This window comes from Sphaerimonospora sp. CA-214678, from assembly GCF_050942215.1.
GTDB lineage: Bacteria > Actinomycetota > Actinomycetes > Streptosporangiales > Streptosporangiaceae > Sphaerimonospora.
In genome coordinates this window covers 1-23,882 of record NZ_CP192057.1, presented here as the reverse complement: position 1 = coordinate 23,882, position 23,882 = coordinate 1, and the positions used below count along the sequence as shown (strand labels likewise).

At 68.4% G+C, this 23,882-nt stretch carries 20 protein-coding genes and 5 pseudogenes; 8 read left to right on the top strand and 17 right to left on the bottom strand.

All coding sequences use genetic code 11. The features are described from left to right. Positions 1-18: 18 nt before the first annotated feature. Positions 19-600: pseudogene (locus ACQP1K_RS28785) on the top strand (NADPH-dependent F420 reductase); the annotation flags it as partial. Here ACQP1K_RS28785 and ACQP1K_RS28780 read toward each other — a convergent pair. Further along, positions 499-1,203, bottom strand: coding sequence for an SDR family oxidoreductase (locus ACQP1K_RS28780; protein ID WP_433501774.1), 705 nt, complete (start codon positions 1,201-1,203; stop codon positions 499-501). The pseudogene ACQP1K_RS28785 and the gene ACQP1K_RS28780 overlap by 102 nt on opposite strands. A gap of 243 nt (positions 1,204-1,446) precedes the next feature. On the opposite strand from ACQP1K_RS28780, the gene ACQP1K_RS28775 reads away from it, so the two are divergent. After that, the gene (locus ACQP1K_RS28775) at positions 1,447-2,349 is read left to right on the top strand and encodes a helix-turn-helix transcriptional regulator (protein ID WP_433501773.1); all 903 of its coding nucleotides are present in this window, start codon (positions 1,447-1,449) and stop codon (positions 2,347-2,349) included. A gap of 88 nt (positions 2,350-2,437) precedes the next feature. Here ACQP1K_RS28775 and ACQP1K_RS28770 read toward each other — a convergent pair whose 3' ends face one another. After that, positions 2,438-2,620 carry a zinc ribbon domain-containing protein gene (locus tag ACQP1K_RS28770; RefSeq protein ID WP_433501772.1) on the bottom strand — a complete coding sequence of 61 codons (183 nt, stop codon included), beginning with the start codon at positions 2,618-2,620 and terminating at the stop codon, positions 2,438-2,440. A 216-nt stretch (positions 2,621-2,836) separates the two neighbouring features. Continuing rightward, a complete protein-coding gene (locus ACQP1K_RS28765; RefSeq protein ID WP_433501771.1) occupies positions 2,837-3,403 on the bottom strand; it encodes a TetR/AcrR family transcriptional regulator in 567 nt (188 codons plus the stop codon). Between the two features lie 85 nt (positions 3,404-3,488). Between ACQP1K_RS28765 and ACQP1K_RS28760 the strand changes: the two genes are divergently transcribed. Continuing rightward, entirely contained in the window at positions 3,489-4,394 is a 906-nt protein-coding gene (locus ACQP1K_RS28760) for an SDR family NAD(P)-dependent oxidoreductase (RefSeq protein ID WP_433501770.1), read from the top strand. 145 nt (positions 4,395-4,539) lie between these two features. On the opposite strand, the gene ACQP1K_RS28755 is transcribed toward ACQP1K_RS28760, so the two are convergent. From ACQP1K_RS28755 to ACQP1K_RS28735, 5 genes are all read right to left on the bottom strand, one after another. Next, entirely contained in the window at positions 4,540-4,722 is a 183-nt protein-coding gene (locus ACQP1K_RS28755; protein WP_433501769.1) for a hypothetical protein, read from the bottom strand. 119 nt (positions 4,723-4,841) lie between these two features. After that, positions 4,842-5,207 (bottom strand): integrase core domain-containing protein, encoded by a 366-nt coding sequence (locus ACQP1K_RS28750; RefSeq protein ID WP_433501768.1) that lies wholly within the window; start codon positions 5,205-5,207, stop codon positions 4,842-4,844. A gap of 50 nt (positions 5,208-5,257) precedes the next feature. Next, positions 5,258-6,505 carry an ISAs1 family transposase gene (locus ACQP1K_RS28745; RefSeq protein ID WP_433501767.1) on the bottom strand — a complete coding sequence of 416 codons (1,248 nt, stop codon included), beginning with the start codon at positions 6,503-6,505 and terminating at the stop codon, positions 5,258-5,260. Between the two features lie 103 nt (positions 6,506-6,608). Further along, complete coding sequence (locus tag ACQP1K_RS28740; protein WP_433501766.1) at positions 6,609-6,968, bottom strand: N-acetyltransferase family protein; 360 nt, start codon at positions 6,966-6,968, stop codon at positions 6,609-6,611. 143 nt (positions 6,969-7,111) lie between these two features. Continuing rightward, positions 7,112-8,083, bottom strand: a complete 972-nt coding sequence (locus tag ACQP1K_RS28735) for a tyrosine-type recombinase/integrase (protein WP_433501765.1) — start codon at positions 8,081-8,083, stop codon at positions 7,112-7,114. 242 nt (positions 8,084-8,325) lie between these two features. Between ACQP1K_RS28735 and ACQP1K_RS28730 the strand changes: the two genes are divergently transcribed. After that, the gene (locus ACQP1K_RS28730) at positions 8,326-8,649 is read left to right on the top strand and encodes a Tn3 family transposase (protein WP_433501764.1); all 324 of its coding nucleotides are present in this window, start codon (positions 8,326-8,328) and stop codon (positions 8,647-8,649) included. Between the two features lie 433 nt (positions 8,650-9,082). On the opposite strand, the gene ACQP1K_RS28725 is transcribed toward ACQP1K_RS28730, so the two are convergent. Further along, a complete protein-coding gene (locus tag ACQP1K_RS28725) occupies positions 9,083-10,225 on the bottom strand; it encodes a hypothetical protein (RefSeq protein WP_433501763.1) in 1,143 nt (380 codons plus the stop codon). 472 nt (positions 10,226-10,697) lie between these two features. After that, positions 10,698-11,207 (bottom strand): annotated as a pseudogene (locus ACQP1K_RS28720) (recombinase family protein); the annotation flags it as partial. Between the two features lie 139 nt (positions 11,208-11,346). On the opposite strand from ACQP1K_RS28720, the gene ACQP1K_RS28715 reads away from it, so the two are divergent. Beyond that, a protein-coding gene (locus ACQP1K_RS28715) for an IS5 family transposase (protein ID WP_433501823.1) occupies positions 11,347-12,239 on the top strand; the annotation gives its coding sequence in 2 pieces (ribosomal slippage) (positions 11,347-11,730 and positions 11,733-12,239; 891 coding nt in all). 117 nt (positions 12,240-12,356) lie between these two features. Here the strand turns inward: ACQP1K_RS28715 and ACQP1K_RS28710 are convergent. Together ACQP1K_RS28710 and ACQP1K_RS28705 are read right to left on the bottom strand one after the other, a co-directional pair. After that, on the bottom strand, positions 12,357-13,256 hold the full coding sequence (locus tag ACQP1K_RS28710) for an aminoglycoside phosphotransferase family protein (RefSeq protein ID WP_433501762.1): 900 nt from the start codon (positions 13,254-13,256) through the stop codon (positions 12,357-12,359). A 236-nt stretch (positions 13,257-13,492) separates the two neighbouring features. Then, positions 13,493-16,533: pseudogene (locus ACQP1K_RS28705) on the bottom strand (Tn3 family transposase). On the opposite strand from ACQP1K_RS28705, the gene ACQP1K_RS28700 reads away from it, so the two are divergent. Next, the gene (locus tag ACQP1K_RS28700) at positions 16,532-18,550 is read left to right on the top strand and encodes a transposase (protein WP_433501761.1); all 2,019 of its coding nucleotides are present in this window, start codon (positions 16,532-16,534) and stop codon (positions 18,548-18,550) included. The pseudogene ACQP1K_RS28705 and the gene ACQP1K_RS28700 overlap by 2 nt on opposite strands. Positions 18,551-18,562: 12 nt before the next feature. Here the strand turns inward: ACQP1K_RS28700 and ACQP1K_RS28695 are convergent. Next, positions 18,563-18,676: pseudogene (locus tag ACQP1K_RS28695) on the bottom strand (ArsR family transcriptional regulator); the annotation flags it as partial. A 93-nt stretch (positions 18,677-18,769) separates the two neighbouring features. Next, on the bottom strand, positions 18,770-19,072 hold the full coding sequence (locus tag ACQP1K_RS28690; RefSeq protein WP_182909364.1) for a PadR family transcriptional regulator: 303 nt from the start codon (positions 19,070-19,072) through the stop codon (positions 18,770-18,772). 268 nt (positions 19,073-19,340) lie between these two features. Between ACQP1K_RS28690 and ACQP1K_RS28685 the strand changes: the two genes are divergently transcribed. Next, on the top strand, positions 19,341-20,021 hold the full coding sequence (locus ACQP1K_RS28685; protein ID WP_433501760.1) for a hypothetical protein: 681 nt from the start codon (positions 19,341-19,343) through the stop codon (positions 20,019-20,021). Between the two features lie 57 nt (positions 20,022-20,078). Here the strand turns inward: ACQP1K_RS28685 and ACQP1K_RS28680 are convergent, their stop codons facing one another. After that, positions 20,079-20,825, bottom strand: a complete 747-nt coding sequence (locus ACQP1K_RS28680) for a hemerythrin domain-containing protein (RefSeq protein ID WP_433501759.1) — start codon at positions 20,823-20,825, stop codon at positions 20,079-20,081. 217 nt (positions 20,826-21,042) lie between these two features. Between ACQP1K_RS28680 and ACQP1K_RS28675 the strand changes: the two genes are divergently transcribed. Further along, entirely contained in the window at positions 21,043-22,344 is a 1,302-nt protein-coding gene (locus ACQP1K_RS28675) for an APC family permease (RefSeq protein WP_433501758.1), read from the top strand. A 156-nt stretch (positions 22,345-22,500) separates the two neighbouring features. Here ACQP1K_RS28675 and ACQP1K_RS28670 read toward each other — a convergent pair. Together ACQP1K_RS28670 and ACQP1K_RS28665 are read right to left on the bottom strand one after the other, a co-directional pair. Next, a pseudogene (locus ACQP1K_RS28670) lies at positions 22,501-22,587 on the bottom strand (VOC family protein); the annotation flags it as partial. 728 nt (positions 22,588-23,315) lie between these two features. Continuing rightward, complete coding sequence (locus ACQP1K_RS28665; RefSeq protein ID WP_433501757.1) at positions 23,316-23,882, bottom strand: TetR/AcrR family transcriptional regulator C-terminal ligand-binding domain-containing protein; 567 nt, start codon at positions 23,880-23,882, stop codon at positions 23,316-23,318.

Below are 23,882 nucleotides of genomic sequence, written 5' to 3'. Positions count from 1 at the left end.
AGGAGGGCGGCTCAGAATATGACGACTGTGGGATTCATCGGCAGCGGCGCCATCGGCAGCACCATCGCACGGCTCGCCGTCGAGGCCGGGCATCAGGTCGTGCTCAGCAACTCACGCGGTCCCGAAACGCTCGCGGACATGGCCGCGGAACTGGGGCCGCGGGCGTCCGCGGCGACGAGCGGGGAGGCTGCGGCGGCCGGTGACATCGTCGTGGTCACGGTGCCGGTCAAGGCGTTCCCCGACTTGCCCGCCGTGCCACTGGCCGGGAAGACGGTCATCGACACGTGCAACTACGGCCCCGAGCGTGACGGGCACATCCCCGAGCTCGACAGCAAGTCGCTCACCTCGAGCGAGCTGCTGCTGCGATACATCCCGGACGCTATGGTTGTGATTGGCCAGCTCCATATTGTCACTGTGCCGGGTGCTGGAAACCGAAGTCACCTCGGCCGCGTTCCGCCAGGCCTACCGGCGCCGCACGGGCAGGGTGTCGGATCTGCCTCAGACGGGCTGGCCGATCGGCCGGATGGTCAGGGTGTTGAGGTCGACGCCGGCCGGCTGGCCGAGGGCGAAGCAGATGGCCTCGGCGACGGGCTCGGGGGACAGGGTGATGGGCGGGACGCCGCCTTGCCAGAAGGCGGTGTCGGTCATGCCGGGGTTGACGAGGGTGACGCCGATGCCGCGGCTGGTGGCGTACATCCGCAGGTTCTCGGCCATGCCGGTGACGGCCCACTTGGTGGCGGAGTAGAGGTTGGCGGGGCTGTTCTTCAGGCCGGCGACGCTGCCGATGAGCACCAGCCGCCCGCCCGTGGTCTCGAGGTGGGGCAGGGCGGCGTTGGCCAGCAGGGCGGGGCCGAGGACGTTGGTGAGGACCATGGGCGCCCACAGTTCCGGGTCGCCGTCGGCGATGGTGCGCGGGTGGTCGGCGGGGATGAAGCCGGCGTTGGCCACCGCGGCGTGCAGGGCGCCGAAGTGTGCCACGGTGCGGGTCACGGCGGCTTGGGTGGCCGGCCAGTCGGCGGCGTCGGCGATGATGCCGAGCAGCCGGTCGGGGTGGCCGGTCTCGTCGAGGAAGGACTTGAGTTTGGTCTCGTCGCGGCCGGTGACGGCCACGCGGTGGCCGCGGTCGAGGAGCAATCGTGCGGTGTGGGCGCCGATGCCGCTGGTCGCGCCGGTGATCAGTACGGTCTTGCCGGTCATGGTCATGCTCCCGGGTGTTGGAGGTCCTGTTGGTGCATCGCAGGAGGGCTTCGACGGTGATGGGCGGGCCGATCACCACTGCAAGAGCTGGTCGGACCGGGTCCATCTCCGTATCGCAGGTCGCGTTCTACCTGCTGATCCCAGGAAACCCCGTCTGGTCGGGCATGAGGCAGAGCGTGTTTATAGGGGGACAAGCTCAACCCCTCTACCACCGCCATTTGCGCGAACCCTGCGGTTACCGTGGGAGGCATGGACGACCGGCCCGACAACCGCGCCCAGATCCGGGATTTCCTCACCACCCGGCGCGCGAAGCTGACCCCGGAGCAGGTCGGGCTGCCCACCAGCGGCCGGCGCCGGGTCCCCGGGCTGCGCCGCGAGGAAGTCGCGGTGCTGGCCGGTGTGAGCACCGAGTGGTACACGCGGCTGGAGAAGGGCCACATCAGCGGCGTATCGGAAGAGGTACTCGACGCGGTGGCCCAGGCCCTGCGCCTGAACCAGGACGAACGCACCTATCTGTTCGATCTGGCTCACGCCGCCCGCCGCGCACCTTCGCGCCGCAAGGACGTCCAGGTCCCGCCGCCGGTCCAGTGGCTGCTGGACTCCATGACGATGTCGGCGGCGTTCGTACGCAACGGCCGCCAGGACATCGTCACCTGCAATGCGCTGGCCCGGGCCCTGCTCGCGCCGGTCTTCGCCAGCCCTGCCACCACGCGGCACGGCCGCGCCAACATCGCCCGCTACATCTTCCTCGACCCGGGCTCGCAGCAGTTCTTCGTCGACTGGGACGAGGCCGCCGTCGTCAGCGCCGCGCTGCTGCGCGCCGAGGCCGGACGCGAGCCCCACGACCGGGCCCTGCGCGACCTCGTCGGTGAGCTGTCCACGCTCAGCACCGAGTTCCGCGGCCGGTGGGCCGTCCACGACGTGCGCATCCGCCATGTTGGCAGCAAGCAGCTGTGGCATCCGCAGGTCGGCGACCTGGAGCTGACCTATCAGTCTCTCGACCTGCCCGTGTCCAGCCGGACGGTGTACGGCCTCACCATCTACACCGCCGAGCCGGGCAGCACCTCAGAAGAGCGGCTCAAGCTCCTGGCCAGCCTGGCAGCCACCCAGCCGGCACACCGTTCGGAGAATGTTAGTGATTCTCGTTCCTGATTCATCGGCATCTGCCAGGCCGGGGCCTGGTCTTACGTCGCCTCCACAGGCGTTTAGCGTCTGCGGGGAACTGTCCTGCGACGTGAACCTACGCGGCTCGAGCCTCGAGAGTCATCGCCTCGAGCAGGTTACGGGCGGCGTTGACGTCCCGGTCGTGCTCGAGACCGCAGCCGCAGACCCAGGTGCGGTCAGCCAAGGTGAGGTCGCGGTTGATCGCGCCGCAGCCGCCGCACAGTCTCGAGGAGGGGAACCAGCGGTCGGCCGCCCACACGCTCGAGCCGTACCAAGCGGTCTTGTACTCGAGCCGGCGGAAGAACTCGCTGAACCCGAGGTCGGAGATCGCTCGAGACAGTCGGGGTTGGCGTTCGTGACGGCCACCCCAGGATGGAGCTGACCACGCCGGCGCGGGCCGGGATCGAGGCCGAGTGGGTACGCGGTCCGGTGAGTGTGACGCTCTGGCGCGGCAACTCGCCGGTCGGGTGCGTGGTCACTCCGCTTTGCCGGCGACGCCGTCGAGCAGGACGCACAGATAGGCGTCGACGCGGGCGAGTGGAGTGGGTCCGAGGCCGAGCGCGAAGGCCGTGCCGCAGACCAGATGATGGAGGTCCTCGTCGGTGAGTCCCGGACGCAGGGCGCCGCTCTCGCGGGCGCGGGCAAGGACTGTCCTGGCCAGAGCGTTGAACTCGTTGCGCTGAGCGGTGGTCTGCGGGATCGCGTCGTCGGCGGCAGGTGAGGCGATCACCTCGGCGAAGGCGGGGTCGGCCAGTTGCTGGAGGAGCAGGGCCCGCAGCAGGATCTCGACTCCCGTCCACGGATCGTCGTGCAGGGACGCGGTCTGGGCGCCCTCCAGGACGGCGGCGAAGGCTGGTTCGGCCAGGGCTTCCAGCAGCACCCGGCGGGTGGGGAAGTGCCGGTATACGGTGCCCACGCCCATGCCCGCGCGGCGGGCCATCTCATTGAGCTGCAGTGACAGGTCACCCGAGGCGACCGCCTGACGCGCCGTCGCCAGCAGGAGCGCGCGGTTGCGGACGGCATCAGCACGCAGCGAGGTCATGGCCCGAGTCTACCTAACCGGATTGACAATCCGCTTCCCGTCCACTTGAATCGGATTAGTTATCCGCTTATTTCTGGGAGGGACCATGAACAGCACCGTGGACTGGAATGTCACCGATCTCGGCGACCAGACCGGCCGCACCTTCGTCGTCACCGGCGCCAGCAGCGGCCTCGGTGTGGCGATCACCCGTCACCTCGCCGCGCGCGGCGGCCGGGTGATAATGGCCGTACGGAACACCGCCAAGGGCGACCGGGTCCGCGACCAGTTACGCGCCGCAAACCCCAAGGCCGATCTCGACGTCCGCCACCTCGACCTGCTCGACCTGCGCACCGTCCGGCGGTTCGCCGACGACCTGCGCGCCGACGGCGTGATCGTCGATTCGCTGGTGAACAACGGCGGCATCGGCATGGTAGCGCGCCGGCTGAGCCCCGAAGGAGTGGAGAGCCAACTGGCGACCAACCACCTCGGCCACTACGCGCTGACCGGCCTTCTTCACAACCGGATGGCCGAGGGCGGTGCCGTGGTGACCGTCGCCTCCGGCCTTTATCGGATGGGCCGCCTCGACCTCGACGACCTGGCCGCCGAACGCCGCTATTCACCTGGTGGCGCCTACGCCACGTCCAAGCTCGCCAACGTGCTGTTCGGCCTGGAGCTTGACCGCCGTCTCCGCGCCGCCGGATCGCCGGTTCGCAGCCTGGTCGCCCACCCCGGCATGGCCAAGACCGACCTGGATCGGGAGGCGGCGCTTCTGCCGCGCATGGTCCAATCCGTGCTGGGTCTCTTCTTGCGACTGCCGATCGATGCAGCCGTCGCGCCGATCCTCTACGCGGCCACCGAGGCCACCGCCCCCACCGGCAGACACATCGGCCCGGGCCGTCCCCGCCGCCCCCGCCCGACCTTCGAGACCTTCACCGGCGCCGCCGCCGACACCGCCCTCGCGGCCCGCCTCTGGGACCGCTCCCGCCAGCTCACCGGCGTCGACCTGACGTAGGACCGTGTTTTAAGCCGGCTACGACCAGCTCGCTGCCAAAACCGCCCATTGCCACCTTCCTGCCTTTGTTGAGGCGCTGTCAACGAACGTGCCACCGGGTGCCCATTTCAAGGCTTGCCCGCACGTCCTGACGGAATGATCTATGTCACAGGCCCTGCAATCTCCCGCGATCGCCGAAGGCCGCGTGGCGGAAGTTCGGCTCCTCGGCGCGGACGGGCGTGCTGCCGAGCGGGTCGTCTCCGATTTCCAGCAGGCGATCCACGAGCGCGGTGAACGCCAGCGGAGGGAAATCAAGCGGATATTGAACGTGTCGTGCTCTCTGGGGCATGGAAGTGACGCCGGGAACCCCCGATGGAATCGGGAGCCCGGCGTTCGCGTTTCCACCGGTCACATCTCGCCTGCTTCCAGGAACGCGACGCGCCGGTACCTGTCAAACTTGATGAGACGTCAGGTTAGTGGCGTGGTCTGTGGTGAGGGCTGGGTCTGCAGTGTCGGGGGTGGCTGGTTGATCCACACCTTGGCCGGGAGCGGCGGCGGGTAGGGTTGCCGGCCGCGGAACCGTTCGGGGCGGGCCAAGAACGCCTGGCGGAGGGTCTCGATCCGGCGGGTTTGGATCGCTGTGGCGGTGCCGTCGTGCACCGATGCGGGGGTGTGCATGCCGATCCCGGAATGGCGGTGCTCATGGTTGTAGTAGCTGAAGAACTGGGCGCAGAACGCGTTGGCGTCTTCGATGGACCCGAACCTTTCGGGGAACGCCGGGCAGTACTTGAGGGTCTTGAACTGCGCCTCCGAATAGGGGTTGTCGTTGGACACGCGCGGGCGTGAATCAGGGCTCCGGCGTTCTCGCGTTTTGTCCGGTTTGACTACGTGATGCCGAGGGTGGCGAGGCAGCGTCCGGGGTCTTGAGCGTGGCGGCGGTTGGCCTTGGCGATGTTGGTCCAGCCGCAGAACTTCAAGATTCCGATGGCCAGATTCCGCAGCGCTGCCATGACCGCGGGTCCTGATCCGGTACGGACCTGGCTGGCGTCCTCGCGGTAGGTGACGTCTCGGATATGGTGCAGGGCTTCGATCTGCCAGTGTGCGCGGATCCATGCGGCGAGGTCGGCGGGCCGGGCCTGGTGCGGGGCCAGGCTGGTGACGGCGTAGACGGTGACGGTCTTCCACCGCCCGCCAGCGCGGGGCCGTACCTTGCGGGTGATGCATATGGCCTGGGCGGCGTGGGGAAACAGCAGCCCGGACCCAATGGCCACGGAACAGACCTTGATCGAGCGTTTCTCGGTGCGGCCGTGCCCGTGAACGGTCTCGCTGTGACCGGTCTCGACCTTTCGCCAGGGCAGAGCCTTGAGCTGCTTGTACAGGGAGGGCTGGTTCTTCTTCGCGGTGAGGATGTAGTGCGCGTTCTTGCCTTCGACCAGGAAGGTGGCGTGCTCGCGCTGGGTGTGCGCCGCGTCGGCGGTGATCACTGTGTCGGTCAGGTCGAGGGAGTGCAGCAGCGGCACGAACGCGGTGATCTCGTTACTTTTGCCGTCAACCTCGACCTGGCCGAGGACCGCCAGGGTGCGGGTGTCGGTCACCGCGAGCAGGTGCATGGCGCGGCCGGTGGCGGTGTGGTGCCGGGTGCCGCGCAGCGCCTTTCCGTCGACCGCCAGCACTCGGCGCGGGCGGCGTCGCGGCCTGCGGTCGATCGTCTGCGCGGCCTTGGACCGGGCCGTGGCCAGGTCGTTCAGCCAACTGCCGGTCGCGGCGGAGAACGCTACGGCGTCCAGCGCTTCCAGTGTGCTGCGGATCGTGGACTCGTCCGGCACCTCATAGCGGCGGGCGAGCGGGTCGTAGCGAATCGTCAGTGTCGCCAGGACGTGGTCAGGCACACCGGCGATCCAGTCGCTGATCGCCGCCCATGACGTTGCCCCGGTGAGTGTCGCCGCGACCGCGCCGGCCAGCAGCGATGCGAGCGAATGTCGCACCCCTCGCGGGTCACGCGGATCGGGAACCCACGCCAGATAGGCCATCAACTGTGGCACCCGGCTGACGAGCGCATCACGTTCGGCCGGCGGTAACGCGGCCAACTGGCCGAGGACGGTGAAGATCGGGGATGATGAGGGGGCGGGCATGGTCTTCTTCCACGATCAGGGCTTCGACAACCTCATGATCGCGAAGACTGTGCCCGCTCGCATGTTTCTCCGGCATGCCCGACCACGATCCGGACATCAAGCATCAAATCGCGACTACGCCGGAGCCCTGGGTTCCAACCCCTTGGCGCGTCGCCTTCGGCACCACGGCCAGCTGGTTCAGAACGATGAAGGAGTCCGCGTGCATGAGAGCACTGGCGGCACGCTGCTGCAGGGATGCGGACGCGTACCCAAGGCACTCGCCCCCCGGAAGCTCGGCGATGAAGATTCGCACAGACTCGCGGTTCAGCTGGTCCTTGTAGAGCGCCGTGAGCTCATCCGGTGATGGCTGCTTTCTGTATATGTCCGGCCGACGCGCCACGTGCAATCCATGTACGTGGCCGTTCAGGTCGGCCAGTAGGCCGGCGTCCTCGGGCGTCGCTCGGCGAATTGTCAGAAGTGACATGATGCTCCGCTCGCGTTGGGGACAACGAACGGGACTTTAGATCATGGTGAAAGCAAGCGCACCAGCTTAAGAAGCCGCGGCTCCGCGACGACAGCCAGCGGAAGCAGCCCAACCCTGCGCCCCACAGCAGGCAGCCGGGCTCATCAACGGCTGTCTCCCGGCGCCAACAGGCTTGTGACCTCCGCTATCGCTTCGGGCGAGGGCTTGAAGTACCGGCGCAGATTCTCCGGCTTCTTGTGCCGAGACTTGGCCATCAGCATCAGCAGGCTCGCTCCAGCCTCCCCCAGGTGAGTCAACGCCGAGTGACGGAACTCGTGCAGATCCCAGCCTGTGCCCGGCCCGCCGAGCGCGGTGTGCTCGTCCAGCAGCGCACGGGCCTGCCCGTAGGACAGGCGGGCGCACCCGGTGTCCGGGCACACGTCCCGCGCGCTGACGACCTTGCCCGGGCCCGGCCGGCGATGGGTGACGAACACCGGGCCACACGTACGGCCCTTCAGCAGCCGGGGAAGGAGGCGGGCGGTGCCGGCGTCCCAGTAGACGGTCTCGAGCACGAAGTCCTCCCGCACCTGCCCGCGGCGGCGGGTCTTGGCGCGGGCGCCTTTGGCTTTCACCCGCGCCCGGCGCCCGGAAAGGTCCAGATCCTCGATGTTCAGGCCCAGGATCTCCTCCGCCCGGGCGCCGGTCTCGTACAGCATCCGGTAGAAGGTCTTCTCCCGCAGGCCGACCTCACGACGGGCGATCAGACGGTCGATCGCTATCTTCGAGCGCGCCGGGGTCTGGCTGTCGGGCACCGCCAGGCGCTTGGCCCATCCCGGTACGGCAGGGGCATCGTGGCCGCGTTCGCGGCACCAGGCCAGCCATGACAGCACGGCCGCGCGGCGCGCGTTCCAGGTGTTGATCGCCGCGGTGCCCCACAGCATCTCCAGGGACTCGCCGATCTCGTCGTCGGCCACCGACGCCAGCGGCCGGGCCTCGCCGATCCGCTCGACGGTCTTGCCGACCCCGATCGCGTAGGTACGGGCGGTGTTCGGGTTGCCGATCGAGTCCAGGAAGGCGTCGGCCGCATCCCGGACCGTCAGCGCCCTCCCGGCCGGCAGTTGCACCACGGCGGGCACCGCGACTCCCTTGCCACAGATAACAGGGCCGCTTCGCGCGCTGCCGGGCGGTTGTCTCCGCAGGCCGCGATCAGCGATGCCGCAGATAATAGAGCGTTATCTGTAGGAAGACTTTTCAGGCCGCCCGCCGCCGGCAGCTCATCAGCCGCCCACCAGGGCCAACAGATCCTTAGCGCCGGTTTTCGTTCCGATGTTCCTCAACCCCCGAGCTCAGGAAGGAGATCCACGAGGGCCTGAACGTCGTGGAGAACTGGAATTCGGCCAGCAAGGACATCTTCTACGGCAAGGCCGGCAACCTGACCGGCGAGGACCGCGAGCACGCCGAGGTCTCCGCCCTGGCCCTGCATCTGATCCAGGCCGCCATCGCCTACCTGAACACCATCATGATCCAGATCGTGCTACGCGATCCCGCCTGGCAAAAGCGCCTCACCCCCGCCGACCGGCGGGGCCTGTCCGCCCTGTTCTGGACCCACCTGAACCTGTACGGACGTTTCGAACTCGACATGAACACCCACCTGGACCTCGACACGGCCCCGTCACCGCGGCTGTCAGACCAGGAAACCTGAACGACCGACCAAGGAGAGGTGACAGACCGAGCAAGCCGTGAACAGTCCGCATGGGTGGGCCATGTTTACAATAGGCGCTCATTGCGCGAAACTGGTTGGCGTGTCAAATAAAGGCCCGGCACCCTCCCCAGTGGTGCTAATAGTCGCAGCCCTCGCACTCCTTGTTCTGGGGGCCACAGTCTGGACTGTAGCCATTGTTGCCAGCTATGCCGTTGGTTGGACAACGCTCGCCATCATTGTGACCGTGCTTGTAGCGCTCGGATTCGGGGCACTTGCCTTCATTCGTAGCCGTAAGCACCGGTGAGCCCTATCCCTACCACGCTGATCGCGAGGTCAGCGAAGTATAAGGACAGGGCTCACGCTACACGCTAAATTTTGCCGAAAATGCCGCAGGGGAGCGAAAGAAGCTCACCAGCCCTGTGGCCGAAGAGTTCTACGAGTATGACCCGTAGTAGCCGGTGAGATCTGCCAAGGGGCAGGTCGCAGATCCGATCAGGCAGAGGGCGTTTGCATAGTTCCGGCGATATACGTCGGTGACCGTACCGCCGTTATAGATGTAGATGTGGTGGTTGGGCATCTGGCGATGGTTGCCAGAGATGATCGACCAGTTACCACCCTGGGTGACTTTCATCGAAATGGCGCCGTCGATCGCTCCGACAGAGCAGAACGGGTTGCTGGCATGGTTTACGAGCCGGATGTCCACGTAGTTTGAGCCAGAGCCCAGCTTCCTGGCCTCCATATTGCTGGTGGAGGCGGTCTTCGTTGCGACGAGAGCACCCGTGCTCTTGTTGTACACCGAGGTGGAGCCGACGGCCTTGTAACCATCAACCTGCTTGGTACTCCACGTAATCACAGCGTTCAGAGCTGTCCGATAGCGGGATGACGTCCAGTCATACGACCGGTTGTCTCCTCCGTATTGGTAACCGCTGCCGCTGTACGTGCACCCCGCAGGAGGTGCGTCGATCTTGGCTTGGGGGATAAACGTATCCCAGGTCACCGTAGTCTGTGACGCTGCAGCCGCGGCAGCAGCCTGGGTTTCCGCTAGGCGGGAGAGAGCGTCTGCATCGCTCTCTCCCGCCTGCGCCTGAGGAACGGTTACCTTCATACCCCAGACAGGGTGAGCCCCCGTAGAGAGCGACGTCGGTGTGATGATGTATTGGTACGTTCCCCCAGGCACGGCAGTCGGGTCCTTGTAGTAGCCAATCCCTGGCCCGAGGTCTGCGACCTTCACGTTGTCGCGGACTACCGTGTACCCCCGAGCGTTACTCCGGGGAGTCCATGAAATCTCCACCCCGTCCGCCTTGATGGCCGTCGCTATCCCCAGAGTGGCTAGCGATGTGTCGACCAAGGCGACCGTGCCCTCTCCCAGTTGCATGAGCTGGAGACCATCGCTACGGAAGGATGCGCTACGTGCGCTAGGGTACGTACTGTACACGCCTGCGGAGAGAGCATCGATACTGAACTGCGGCTCAGCTTCAGCGATTGCGGAATGGGTGCCACCCAACAGGATGGCACCCATAGCCGGAATGGCGATGGCATATCTGCCGATGGCAGATAAGGTGTTCTTGCTCCTCAAATCTCCTCCTTGAGAAGGGCGGAACGGGGGAGCAACGTGGTTGCGGCGTTGCCGCGCCGCAACCACACCCCACATGCTTGGTCAACTTATGCAAAATCCATTGTTTATACAAGACCTGAATGGCGTAAATCACCCCCGGCTCCCTACTGATTACGGACAGTCGCAGTAGTATGGGTTTCACGCTCGACTGAATATCGTAGTCGAATGATCACGATTAGCTATCGGAAATGGTTGTGGAGGGCGGAGCCGCAACCGATGCGCAATCCCCTGACCTCGTAAATCACAGAGATTCAACACGTAGTGCAATCGAGGATGCACAACTCATTGTGATCGGAGAAACCGATTTTCGGTAGACCGAAAACATGAATTACTACGGCATTCGCAGATCGAGGTCTTGTCTACTTGGGGGCAGACCAAGCACGCCGGAAACCCCACTGGGCGGTGCCGCCCTTGGCTCGGTAGAGGGTGCGGATCATCGGCTGCCCGACTCCAGCGCGGTCGGTCCTCGGCCGGTGCGTAGTTCGCGCAGGTCCGGGATGTGGTTGTAGAGCGTGCCCGGGCTCACTCCGAGCAGCTTGGCGATGGAGGTGATGGAGTGCGCGGGGTTGGGGAGCATGTCACGGGCCGCGCGCAGGATCTCGGGGGTGACCACGGTGGGGCGGCCGCCCACGCGGCCGCGGGCCCGGGCGGCGGTCAGGCCTTCGCGGGTGCCGGCGACGATAAGTTCGCGGATGAACTCGGCCAGGGCGGCGAAGACGTGGAAGATCAGGCGCCCGCCCGGAGTGGTGGTGTCGAGGTTCTCGTGCAGGGAGGTGAAGCCGATATCGCGGCGGCGTAGTTCGGCGACCATGGTGATCAGGTCGGCGAGGGAGCGGCCGTAGCGGTCCAGGGAAGGCACCACCAGCATGTCGCCGGCGGTCAGGAAGGCGTGGCAGGCGGCCAGTTCGGGCCGGTCGACGTTCTTGCCGGACTTCTTGTCGGCGATACTGGGAGGCGTGCCCCGGGGCGGACTGCAACTACCTCGGCACTCCGGCCAGCATCCGAAACCACCGCAAGAAGGCCCAACACTAGGGCCTGTCTGACAAATGATCACGGCTGGTGCGGTTAGATGATCGTTCGTGGTGAGACGTGGTGAGCTGACCGACAAGGCCTGGCAGCGGATCGAGTCGTTATTGCCCGCCACGGGCGGCAAGGGCCGTCCGTGGCGTGATCACCGGCAGGTCATCGATGGCATCTTGTGGCGGCTGCGGACCGGCGCGCCGTGGCGCGACATCCCCGAGCGGTACGGCCCCTGGCAGACCTGTTACGAGCGGTTCAAGCGCTGGGACCAGGACGGCACCTGGGCGCGTCTGCTGGAGGAGATGCAGGTTAAGGACGACTCGGTCGGCCGGGTGGAGTGGACCTTCAGCATCGACTCAACCATCTCTCGTGCGCACCAGCACGCGGCCGGTGCCCGTAAAAGGGGGACGACGGCGGGACGATCGATGCGAAGCAGTCGCAAAGACGGCAGGCGCTTGGCCGGTCCCGGGGAGGACTGACCACCAAACTCCACCTGATCACCGAGGCCCGCGGCCTGCCCATGGCCCTGCACCTGACCGCGGGCAACGTCGTCGACTACTCCGCCTTCGAGGCGGTGATGGCCAAACTGCGACTCCCGAGAGTGGGGCCGGGACGACCGCGCACCCGCCCTGATCGCCTGATCGGCGACAAGGGCTACTCCTCCCGGAAAATCCGCGCCTACCTGCGCTCACGCGGTATCAGGGCCGTCATCCCCGAGCGCAGGGATCAGATCGCCAACCGCAAACGCAAGGGCAGCCGGGGTGGCCGCCCCCACGCCTTCGACGCCGAGGTCTACAAGCAGCGCAACCTGGTCGAATGCTGCTTCGGCAAGCTCAAGCAGTGGAGGGCGATCGCCACCCGCTTCGACAAGCTCGCCAGCCGTTACCTCGCCGGCGTCACCATCGGCTGTCTGATGCTCTGGCTCCGCAACGCCGAATTGTCAGACACGCTCTAGGGCCGTCTCGCCGTGGAGACCGCCGGGGGGGCTTCGGCTCACCCGGCGGTGCCATGATCGACAACGTCCTGCACTGGCTTACCGCTAACGGCTACCCGATTGATTCAAATGCCCCGGTCAAAGGCCCTTCAAGACACGCTCAAGTGCCGACCGGCCTGCGGGCCCCCAGTTCGGCTTGCCGCCGGGCAGGCCACGGTCCCCGTTCTGGCCCATCAGCATCAAAAACAGGCTCTTCATCGCGGCCAACCCGCGCGCCCGTCGGATCGTCGCCTCATCCGCCTGTGCGTAGCCGTTGAAGAACCGTGAGGCGCCCCCTGCAGGGAGCAGCACCCAGGCGGCCGCAAGGTCCCACGCCGGGTCGCCGGCGAAGACGTCGCCAAAGTCGACGACGCCCGCCAGTGTGCCGTCCGCCACGACGACGTTCGCGGGATGCAGGTCACCGTGCACCCACACCCGCAGGCTCTCCCACTCGGGAGCCGTAACCGCCTCGTCCCACACAGCCCGGATGTCGTCCTCGGCGAAGCGCCCGAGGTCCACGGTCCGCAGGAAGTACTCGAAGCCGTCCGTGCACTCCTTGGGATGGTCGCCACGGTCCGAGGCGTCCGGCGCGTCGGCGGGCGCCTCCACATGCAGCGCCTTGAGGAAGGCCGCCAGCATGTCGGCCGCGTGGTCCCCGCGGGTGATTGAGCCGTGGTCCAGCGGTGTGCCTTCAACCCATGTCATGACGGTCCAGATCTTGGGGAAGCGCTCGGACGGTGCACCGCTCCGCACCGGGGTCGGGATCGGAAGCGGCAGCCGCGGGGCCAGCACCGGCAGCCAGCGCCGCTCCTTGAGCTGCAGATCGGGGCAGTTGTCCATCCGCTGCATCCGGACGACCAGCTCGTCCCCGAGGCGCCACATCTGGTTGCCCCAGCCGCCCGCCACCTCGCGGATAGGCAGCTCGGCCAGATCCGGATGCTGTTCCCGCAGTAGGTCACGGACCAAATCTTCGCTGATCTCAATCTCGGATTCGATCATGCGAAGTCACAGTACTTGAGGTAGGCGGAGCCAGCCCTGCCCTTGGGAAGATCCAGCTCCCGGTTCGATCTCCCAAGTTCTCGCGGTATCCGGTGGTCCCGGGCACGCACCGACTCAAGGAGTGGCACCCTCCAGCTCAATGCCCCCGAGCCCGTCTTACGCCGCCGCAGCGGTGGCGACCGCCGACATCCTCGTCGGCTCTCCGTCAGCGGCGGGCTGGCCGGTGCCCCAGCCTGCTACCGCCCGTCGTTCTCGTCGGTCGAGGGCGCGCGCAGGGGCCGGCGCCCGGCCTCCTGCGGACGGAAGAACGCGTATCGGCCCAAGAAGTTGATGTGGTCGAACTGCAGCGGCGACAGGCGGGCCAGCAAATCGTCGGTGACGGGGAAGCCGTCGGCGGCCAGCTGCTTGGCCGCCCGGTCTAGGTAGAGGCTGTTCCACAGCACCACGGAGTTCAGTGCGAGACCGAGGGCGCCGAGCTGGTCCTCCATGCCCTCACGGTAGTTCTGCCGCAGCTCGCCACGCTGGCCGAAGAAGATCCGCCGGGCCAGGCGGTGGCGGGCCTCGGTGATGTTCAGCTGCTTGCCGATCATCCGGCGGTAGCCGTCGTCGGAGATGAACTGCAGCAGGTGCAGGGTCTTGAAGATCCGGCCATAGTGGGCGAAGACGTCGCCCAGGCCGGTCGGGCGCCCGTCCCGGGAGAGCATGCGGATCAGATCGTGGCCGCGGACCTCGCCGAGCGTCAGCGAGCCGGCCACCCGCAGCATGTCGCCCCAGTGCGCCCGGATCCGGTCCAGGCGCACCGTGTGCCGGGAGATCTCCTGCAGCGGCCCGTAGTCCGCGCTCGCGTGGGTGCGCCACAGGCGGGCGTCGGAGATGTCGGCGATCCGCGGGGAGAACTGGTAGCCGCAGATCGCGAACAAGCCGAACACGATGTCGCTGTAGGAGGCGGTGTCGGTGATGACCGTCTCGGGCTTCGGTCCGCCGTCGCGCCCGAGAAGCGCGTCCAGGATGAACAGCGAGTCGCGCAGCGTGCCGGGCACCACCACCCCGCCCAGGCCCATCACCTGGTCGTTGACCACGTTCAACCAGGTGGCGCCCTTCTTGCGCAGCCCAAAGTAGAGCGGGCTATAGCCTGCGTACAGGGTCTGCACCGGCACGGTGAACCGCACCCCGTCCGCGGAGGCGACCAGCCCGCCGCCCCACGCGCGCACGATGTCCACCTTGGCCTGCGCGGAAATGAGCATCCCGTTCGCGGCGGAGATCGTCTCGGCCCGCAGGTAGCCCTGGTCGACCTGGACCAGCCGGGCCCGGGTCAGGGCCGGCACGTTCGGCTTGGCCACCGGGGTCAGCCCGACGTTGCAGGCCTCCGCGAGCAGCAGCGCACACACGCTGACCTCGAAGTCGTCCATGTGCGGGTCGGCGCCGGAGATGTGGGTGAACGCGGTCGTCATGCCGGTCAGCTCGGTGACCTCCAGCAGCAGCTCGGGGAAGTCGATCTTCGGCAGCATGCTGTTGGCCAGCTGCCGGAAGGCGGGCATCAGGTTCGGCTCGGGGGCGGGGCCGAGCCGGTCCAGCTGCAGCCTGCCCTCCTTCACGCTCACCGCGGTGTTCGTCGGCAGCCCGGCGACGACCTGGTGGTAGGCGCCGTGCAGGGCCGAGGCGAGCTCGGCCAGGTGCGCGGCCGGCTCCGCCTCCAGCCCGAGCGCCCTCAGCACGGTGGGCTCCGCCGTCTCCCAGCGGTCGCCGGCCAGCAGCTTGGCGCGTGGGTCGCCCCACCGGTCCCCGTCCTTCGCGAACACGTCTCGGCGCCGCAGCGCCCGGTGCAGGTGTTCCAGCACGCAGAACGAGTACGCGGCCTTCTCCACGCAGCCCGGCTCGACGTCAGGGTTGGCGAACACCAGGCGCTGCCACGAGCCGGTCACCAGCGCCTGGTCCACCTCGGCCGCCGCCACCTTGCGTCGGCCCACCAGGTGCGGCAGCTGCTTGAGTGCCTTCACCACCGGTGCCCCGGCCTCGACCGCGCCGAAGTCCACGGTGTCCACCAGCAGACGGATGAAGCCGCGCACCGTGCCGTACCGGAAAGCCAGCGCGGCCCGCCACTCGGCGTCCTCGTCCCCGTCGCCGTCCGGCACTCACTCGGCGATAGTGGCCAGCGCCTCCGCGAGCTTGGCGCGCGGCACGACCTTCTCGATCGCCTCCCAGGCGTCCAGCACCGACACCGCCTCGCCGTTGACGGTGGCCGGCGCGGTGTCCAGCAGCACCTCCACCGCCTTGGCCACCCGCCCGGCCGCCTTCTTCAGCTTCGGCAGCGACTTGAGCTTCTCCTCCCGCCCGATCCGCTCGGCCCGCGCCAGCAGCCGGCTGCCCATCAGGACGTCGAGCAGGTCCAGGGCGTCGTCCACCGAGGCGGTCTCCAGGTGCCGCACCGTGGCCAGCATCGTCGCGGTCTTCCGCGTCTCCTCCAGGTCCCGCAGGGTCGGCGCCTTCGACCCCAGCCCATAACGGGCCAGCGCCGCCATCCGCGCCGGCGGCACCCCACCGGTGTCCACCAGGCCCGCCCCCAGTGCCCGGACCTCCCTGGCCCGGTCCAACGCGTCGCGCATCGCCGTCCCGGACACCCGCACCGGCCCGGTCCGCAGCCGCTCCAGCTCCGAGACCCGCCGTCCGGCCGGCACCTTGAGCAGCTCGCGCATCGTCTGCCGCAGATCGCCCGGCACCGCCTCGTCCAGCGCCCGGTACAGCTCGGCCATCTCCTGGGCCCGCGTCTCGGCCACCAGCCGGGTCAGCGTCGTGATCCCCGGCAGCAGCACCCGGTTGTCCACCAGCCACACCACCGCCCGGTCGAACAGCGCCCGTAGCCCCTCCACCGACGCCCACACCCGCGCTGCCAGGAACGAGCGCACCTCCTGCTCGGCCTCACCGAACTCGCGGTAGCCGAAGAGGCGTCCCGGATCTCCCACGCGTGCTCGTACCGGTTCTGCTTCCGCGCCCCGTACCCGACCCACTCGGCCACCTCGACGCCCAGCTGCTCGGCGGCGAACCGCACCACCATGGCTGGCACCACCGCCAGGTCCTCGGTCGGGAAGACCCCGAGCATCCGCACCGAACCCCACAGCACCGCGAAGCCAAGCCGGTTCGCTGGGGACCGCTTCGAACGGGCCGTCTCCAGCCCCGGCGCGTCCAGGCGGAAGAACTGCTCCAGCTCGCCCGGCGTCGGCTCGGCGGCGAACCGGCCGTAGCGGGAGACCTGATCGTCTGACAGGAAATCAACTGGCATGACCTGGAACGTAGGGCCGCTGACCAGTGCGGATAGCCGGAGTCACCGAACCGGAACCAAGATCGACCCGTTGTCGCTACTGGCCGTTCCGATCCTCCTCACGGGCCTGCTTGAGCAGTACTACCGCTCCCACCGCCCCGCGCTGTTCACGCTGGTGAACGCGATCGAGCTGGAGGCCACAAGCGCCGATCGCAGCGTGCTGGAGGCGGTGGAGTTCCTGCGTGAGCTGAAGGGCGCCAAGGCGGTGTTCGTGCCCGAACGCATGACCGTCGAGCGGCCCGGCCCTGATGGGGACGCGGCGGTGGTGACGCTGTCGATCGACGTGGACGCCTTCGCCTCCACGTTGTGGCGCAAGATCCTGCGGGACAGGAACAGGCCCGGGATGCTGGTGCGCCGCCACCTGGAAGTGTGCGTGTTCTCCTACCTGGTGGCCGAGCTGCGCTCCGGCGATATCGCCGTGGCCGGGTCGGACTCGTATGCGAACCTGTATGACCAGCTCATGTCGTGGGAGGAGTGCCGGCCGCTGGTGGCCGGTTTCTGCGCGCAGGCGGGGATCCCTGCCGAGGCGAGCGCGCTCGCCGGCCATTACCGCGACAAGCTCGCCGCCGTCGCCGCGGCGGTCGATGCCGGCTACCCGGGCAACACCGATCTGGTGCTGGAGGGCGGCCGCCCGGTGCTCAAGCGCCGCAAGGGCGCCGACCGGCGGCCCGAGGCGCTGGCGCTGGAGGCGGCGATCCATGACCGGCTGCCCCAGCGGGCGCTGCTGGACATCCTCACCCGCACCGCCTATCTGCTGGGCTGGCACCGCCATTTCGGGCCCGCCTCCGGATCAGACCCCAAGATCCGTAATGCGATGGCCCGGTATGTGCTGACCGCGTTCGCGCACGGCACCCTGCTGGGCGCCGCCCAGGTCGCCGCGCACATGCGCGGGCAGGTCAGCGTGCATGAGCTGAGCCTGGCGGGTAACAAGCACGCCACCGCCGCCAAGATCGATAAGGCGGCGGTGGACGTCATCAACGCCTTCGCCGTGCTGGACGTGGCCGGGGTGTGGGGGGATGGCCGGACGGTCGCGGCTGATGGGTCCCAGATCGACACTTGGGACAACAACCTGCTGGCGGAGACCTCGATCCGCTACGGCGGGTACGGGGGGATCGCCTACCGGCACATCTCCAACACCTATATCGCCTTGTTCAGCCGCTTCATCCCGTGCGGGGTGTGGGAGGCGGTCTACATCATCGAGGGTCTGCTGCGTAATGCCTCCGACATCCAGCCCGACACCATCCACACCGACACCCAGGGCCAGTCGCTGCCGGTGTTCGGCCTGTCGGCGCTGCTGGGCTTCGACCTGCTGCCGCGCATTCGCAACTGGCACGACCTGGTCTTCTACCGGCCGAGCGAGGCCGCCCGCTACCAGCACATCGACGCCCTGTTCGGGCCGGAGGCGCTCGACTGGGACCTGATCGAGACGCACTGGAGCGACCTGCTGCGCACTGCGATCTCGATTCGGGACAACCGGCTGTCGTCGGTCACGCTGCTGCGCCGGCTGGGCAACCACTCCCGCAAGAACCGGCTGTACCGGGCCTTCCGGGAGCTGGGCCGCGCGGTGCGCACCATCACGCTGCTGCGGTACCTGTCCGAACCGCAGTTGCGGGAGCAGATCACCGCTGTCACCAACCGCAACGAGGCCTTCCACGCGTTCGCTGACTGGCTGATGTTCGGCGGCAAGCTGATCGGCCACAACGACCCCGACTACCAGGAGAAGGTGGTCAAGTTCAACGAGCTGATCGCCAACTGCGTCATCTATTCCACCGCCTGCGACATCACCGACGCCGCCAACCAGCTCGCTGCCGAGGGCCACCCCGTCGACACCGACGACCTGGCCACCATCTCCCCCTACATCACCCACACGGTGCGCCGGTTCGGCAACTGGACCCTCAACCTCACCCCGCCCGACGACACCCCGGCCACGCGGCTGGATCTCGAGCCGCGCGTGCTGTTCCCGGCCGCGCCCGCCTGATACCTCAGGTGGTTAGGACACCGCCGGGCTGCGGCGCTCGATGAGGACGAACGTCGCGCCAGCGGTCGTGGTGGCGGCCGACGTGTGGCGGGTGCCGACGACGCGGAAGCCGGCCTGCTCGTGAAGGCGAGCGCGGCCGCTTCGATGTGCTGGTCTGCGCGCGCTCGTTTGGCCGCCGTCGGAGCCCGAGCTCGTGAGCCGGGCCGCGGGCAGATGGGGCTACTGCTGGCCGGGCAGGACTTCGCGGGCGAGCTCGGCGAGGGCGGCGCGGTCTTCGGCCAGCGCTTGGCGGCCGGCGTCGGTGGCCCGGTAGACACGGCGTACCCGCCCCGCGACGGTGCGCTGCTCGGAGACCAGCAGTCCTTCGGCTTCCAGGCGGTGCAGGGTCGGGTACAGCGTGCCGGGGCTGATGGCGTATCCGTGCCGCTTGAGCTCCTCGGTCATCCACGCGCCGTGGATCTCCTGCTCGGCGGCGTGATGCAGGATGTGCAGCCGCACCGCACCGCGGAGGAATTCCCGCACCCTCTCACCCCCGGGTTCCCGTGCCGTTCTGAGCGGCATCGAATGTGATGAAACCGATATCGGTACCCGATGTTACCGCCTGCCGGTACCACGGGCGGCGGCCTGGTCTCCTCGATCGAGTAGTGAGGGGTTGCCGACCGTGATCGCCCGATCCTCGCCTTCGCGGCCGAGTGGCGATGTTCATCCGCCGGACAGGCGCTATTGCATCGCCTCCCGATATCGTCGTGCGAGCCATAGGGCGGCCGCAGACGGCGAGGGGAGATGGAGCATGGGACGCAGCCTTGAGGATTTCGAGTTACTCAACACCGCCTCCCAGCTGCGCAGGGCGGCTGATCACGCGTTCGCCTTCTACGGTGGGGCCATCCCGCTGGAGCAGTGCCGCAGCGTCACTCAGGAGTCCTACGACCTGCTGGCCGCCTCGGCCCGGGTGAGCGCTCATTTGGTGCCGCTGGCCGAGCGGTGGGCGCTGGACCGGCTGCGCCGGCTCGGCATTTTGGACAACCGCCTGACGCATGCCGTGCCGGAGGTGCTGTTCGTCGACCGCCACGACAGCGCCGCGGCGCCGATCGCCGCGGCCCTGCTGGCCGCCTACGCGCGTGGCCGGGTGAACGTTGCCTCCGCCGGGCAGGCCCCGGTCCATGGTGTGGACGCCATGGCGGTGCGCGTGATGGCGGATACCGGGATCGATCTGGGTTCGGCCTTCGCCAAGCCACTGACCGATGACGCGCTGCGGGCGGCGGATGTGATCGTCGTGCTCGGTCAGATCGACCTGCCCGAGGGCTCGGGTGTGAGCGCCATGGCCGATCGGCAGCGGCGGCTGCGCTGGGACGTCCCCGACCTGCGCGACCAGCCCTTCGTGACAGTCCGCGCAGGCCGCGATGAACTGGACCGGCGCGTGTTGCGCCTGCTCGTCGACCTCCTGCCCGGCGATTCCGCAAGCGCGGGCTGAATGCCGGATGTGTCCTGGCGTGGGGGCGGGTGGGCTGCACTGATCCGGCCCGGGCGGTCACCTGGTGGGCGTGAACTGGGACAGGTCGTAGATGCCGAGGGCCTTTTCGATGTCGGCGACCTGGTCGACGATGCCTTCGAAGCCGCGCCGGCCGAAGCGGCGGTGTTCTTCGTCTTCGAAACGTTCGGCCAGTTCGAGGAACTCCTTGGCGGGCACGACCTCGCGGAAGGCGGGGAAGATCACGGTGTCCTCGCGGGCCTCGTGGGGTTCGTACATGCGGATGAACGCGGCCATGTCGGCGACCAGGGCGCGGCGGGCGTGGGCGGCGGAGGTGCCGGAGCGCCCGGTGGCGGCCAGGATGCGGCCGGTCAGCGCCCGGCCTCTGCGGTGTTGCAACTGCAGGACCGAGACGGTGCCGGTGAGCCTGCCGGCCGCGCGCAGCCGGGGGAAGACGTACTGCTCTTCCAGATGCTCGTGGTAGTCCTCGATGAAGCCGCGGATGATGCGGGCGGCGGCGTTCACCGGCTGGGCGGGTGCGCTCTCGCCGCCCTCGACCCGGCGGATGCCCTCCCGGTAGACCAGCAGGATCCGCTTCAGCACGCCGTGCTCGCGCATCAGGTCTTCCGGCGGGGTCACCTCCGCCTCCTGCTCATGGGGTGCCGCATGCGGGCCGGGCACGGCCGCGAGAGCCGGGGCGCCGGGCAGGCCGCGGGAGACGGTGACGCTCACCGCGCCCGCCAGGGCGGCGGTGGACAGGCCCAGCAGGTCACGGCGACGCACCGCCGGTGAGTTGCGATCGTCCACGACATCTCCGTCTTCGCCCGGTCCTGACGCTCGTCCACGCGCACGGCGTGCGGTCGGGACACTCCCCGCCGTGGGCGGCTCGCACGCCACCGACTAGGTAAATACCTCGCCCGGCTACCAGGGTGTTGCCGCCGCCCCGTCAGGACTTGGCGCTCCCGGCCCAACGGGGGCAAAGTATCGTGGTCCGATATCGGGTTTCGTTTTAGGAGAGGTCGTCATGGCGGGCATACCGACCCGTACCGAGTCCGGGCGGCTGGAGCGCCGGCTGGGGCTGGCCGACGCGGTGGTCATCGGGCTGGGGTCGATGATCGGCGCCGGTGTCTTCGCTGCCTTCGCTCCGGCGGCGCGGGCGGCCGGCTCGGGACTGTTGCTCGGTCTGGCGGCGGCGGCGGTGGTCGCCTACTGCAACGCCACCTCTTCGGCCCGGCTGGCCGCCCGCTACCCCACCTCCGGCGGCACCTACGTCTACGGGCGCGAGCGCCTGGGGGATTTCTGGGGTTACCTGGCCGGGTGGGGTTTCGTGGTCGGCAAGACCGCCTCGTGCGCGGCGATGGCGCTGACCGTCGGCGCCTACCTGTGGCCGCAGCAGGCGCACGCGGTGGCGGTGGCGGCCGTGGTGGCGCTGACCGCGGTCAACTACACCGGGATGCACAAGACGGTCTGGCTGACCAGGGGGATCGTCGCCGTGGTGGTCGCCGTGCTGGCGGCGGTTGCCGCCGCCTGCCTGACCTCCGGACAGGCGCAGGCCGCGCGGCTGGAGGTGACCTCCGGCGCCACCGCCGCCGGAGTGCTCCAGGCGGCCGGCCTGCTGTTCTTCGCCTTCGCCGGATACGCCCGCATCGCCACCCTGGGCGAAGAGGTGCGCGACCCGGCCCGCACCATTCCCCGGGCGATTCCGCTCGCGCTCGGCCTCACCCTCGTGGTGTACGTGGCGGTCGCGATCGCCGCGCTGGCCGTGCTGGGCGCCGCCGGTCTCACCCAGGCCGCCGCCCCGCTGGCCGACGCCGTCCATGCCGCCGGCCATCCGGGCCTGACGCCGCTGGTACGCGCAGGCGCCGCACTGGCCGCGCTCGGTTCGCTGCTGGCGCTGATCCTGGGCGTGTCCCGCACGACGCTGGCCATGGCCCGCGACCGGCACCTGCCGCACGCGCTGGCCGCCGTCCACCCCCGCTTCGCCGTGCCCCACCGGGCCGAACTGGGCGTGGTCGTGGCGGCCCTGGCGGCGACCGCGGACCTGCGCGGCGCGATCGGGTTCTCCTCCTTCGGCGTGCTGGTCTACTACGCCATCGCCAACGCGAGCGCCTGGACCCTCACCCCGGCCGAGGGCCGCCCGCCACGGATGGTGCCCGCCCTCGGCCTGGCCGGGTGCCTGATCCTCGCCTTCGCCCTACCGGCCTCCTCGGTCATCGCCGGAATTGTGGTACTCGCCGCCGGCGCCGCCGCCTACGGGACCCGGCGCGGGAGGTCGCCTCACCGGTGTCTACAGCGGCGCAGTCGACGTAATGTCGGCGGGAGGTGATCCGCACCCCGCGCGCCCTCCCGGTTTCCGGGTCCCCCTGGCTGACCAGCCAGTGCTCAACGCAGGATCCATCCGCCGACCGGCTCAGGCCGCGTCGGGTCATCGAGGTCGCAGTAGGGGCAGCGCAGGGGGTTCGGCCACGCGCAGCTCCTTCGCTCAGGCGGGTTGGAACAGTTCGATCAGGTTGCCGGCGGGGTCGGCGAGCAGGATCTGGCGCCCGCCGGGGCCGGTGACCACGTCGCTGCCTATCGGGGCCGGCGCCCGCGGTCAGGCGCTGCAGCCATTCCAAGCGGGTGTTGGTGGGATCCCACGGCATCACCAACGTCCACGACCGCACCGGGAGATAGGGCAGCGTCTGGCTGACGAAGGTCTTCCAGGACTTCTCCACATCTCGGGCCTGTGCGCTTGTCAAGGGCCGGTTGTACCGCTTGACCTGGTAGATGTCGTAGCCGTCTGGGGTGGGCACGCGAATGTCGACGCCGCGGTCCCCCCGCGCAGGAGTGATCCGGTTACCTCGCGGGTGATCCAGCAGCAGCATCGCTGCCACGAACTCTTCGATCTTCTCGCCGGGCTCGAGTTCCCAGTTCACCCTTGTCACACGTCACAGCAAACCATTCCAAATCCGCGCGCACCCAAGATTCAGGATCCGAGTGCTACCGCCAAGGCGAGCACCGGCTAGCGCCGAATGCCTATCGATACTCCCTACCGGCCAGCAGGAACGTCCCGCTGCGGCCCCTTTCTGCCGTATTCCGGCCGGACCCGTTCCAGGTCCGGGTCCGTCCTGACCAGCGCCATCAGCATGAACGGGTCAGGACCCCTGATGTCGACGGTCCAGGGCTTCGTTGCTCAGCCCCGGCCCACTGGGCTGGCTCTGTAGGTCGAGGACATGGACGCTTTGGCCGGCTCGTTCGGCCACGTCCGGGGCTGACACGCCAGTGCCCGGAACGATCCCCGGTACCTCGCCTCCAGGTTCAGGCCGGGAGCAGGTGTGACACGAGGGTACGTGCCCATTCGGGCGAAGGGGGCTGGTCAGTGAAGACGGCCCGGTAGTAGAGGGGAGCGAGCAGGGCATCAACGGCGCGTTCGACGTCCGGGGCCTCGTTGCCGCGTGCCTGTTCCCGTTGGATGATGGCTTCGAGCTGTCGCTGGCGCTCCATGCGGCACACGCCGGCGTTTTCCCCGCCCGTGCCGACGATGGCGCGCACCAGCGTGAGAGTGTCCGGGTCATTGAGGTCCTTGGCGAGGTCGTACGCATAGCGTTTCAGGTCCTCACGGAGGCTTCCGGTGTCAGGGACCACGAGATCGCCGGAGAAGCGGCTGGTCGCGACGTCGGCGAGCAGTTCGCCGACGGAGCCCCAGCGGCGATAGACGGTCGTGGCGTGCACGCCCGCGCGCGCGGCGATGACCGGGATCGTCAGCGCATCGCGGGCCTCGTCGGTGAGCAGTTCCTTGACGGCTTGGTGGACGGCCGCGCGAATCCGGGCTGAGCGGCCTCCGGGCCGACTGTCCGTGCGCGGCGGGGAGCTCTGAGCTGGCAT

Coding starts and splice junctions, on each gene's coding strand:
- ACQP1K_RS28780 (WP_433501774.1), bottom strand. CDS start 1,203: ATGACCATGACCGGCAAGACCGTACTGATCACCGGCGCGACCAGCGGC.
- ACQP1K_RS28775 (WP_433501773.1), top strand. CDS start 1,447: ATGGACGACCGGCCCGACAACCGCGCCCAGATCCGGGATTTCCTCACC.
- ACQP1K_RS28765 (WP_433501771.1), bottom strand. CDS start 3,403: ATGACCTCGCTGCGTGCTGATGCCGTCCGCAACCGCGCGCTCCTGCTG.
- ACQP1K_RS28760 (WP_433501770.1), top strand. CDS start 3,489: ATGAACAGCACCGTGGACTGGAATGTCACCGATCTCGGCGACCAGACC.
- ACQP1K_RS28755 (WP_433501769.1), bottom strand. CDS start 4,722: ATGCCCCAGAGAGCACGACACGTTCAATATCCGCTTGATTTCCCTCCG.
- ACQP1K_RS28745 (WP_433501767.1), bottom strand. CDS start 6,505: ATGCCCGCCCCCTCATCATCCCCGATCTTCACCGTCCTCGGCCAGTTG.
- ACQP1K_RS28740 (WP_433501766.1), bottom strand. CDS start 6,968: ATGTCACTTCTGACAATTCGCCGAGCGACGCCCGAGGACGCCGGCCTA.
- ACQP1K_RS28710 (WP_433501762.1), bottom strand. CDS start 13,256: ATGATCGAATCCGAGATTGAGATCAGCGAAGATTTGGTCCGTGACCTA.
- ACQP1K_RS28700 (WP_433501761.1), top strand. CDS start 16,532: ATGACCTGGAACGTAGGGCCGCTGACCAGTGCGGATAGCCGGAGTCAC.
- ACQP1K_RS28685 (WP_433501760.1), top strand. CDS start 19,341: ATGGGACGCAGCCTTGAGGATTTCGAGTTACTCAACACCGCCTCCCAG.
- ACQP1K_RS28675 (WP_433501758.1), top strand. CDS start 21,043: ATGGCGGGCATACCGACCCGTACCGAGTCCGGGCGGCTGGAGCGCCGG.
- ACQP1K_RS28665 (WP_433501757.1), bottom strand. CDS start 23,882: ATGCCAGCTCAGAGCTCCCCGCCGCGCACGGACAGTCGGCCCGGAGGC.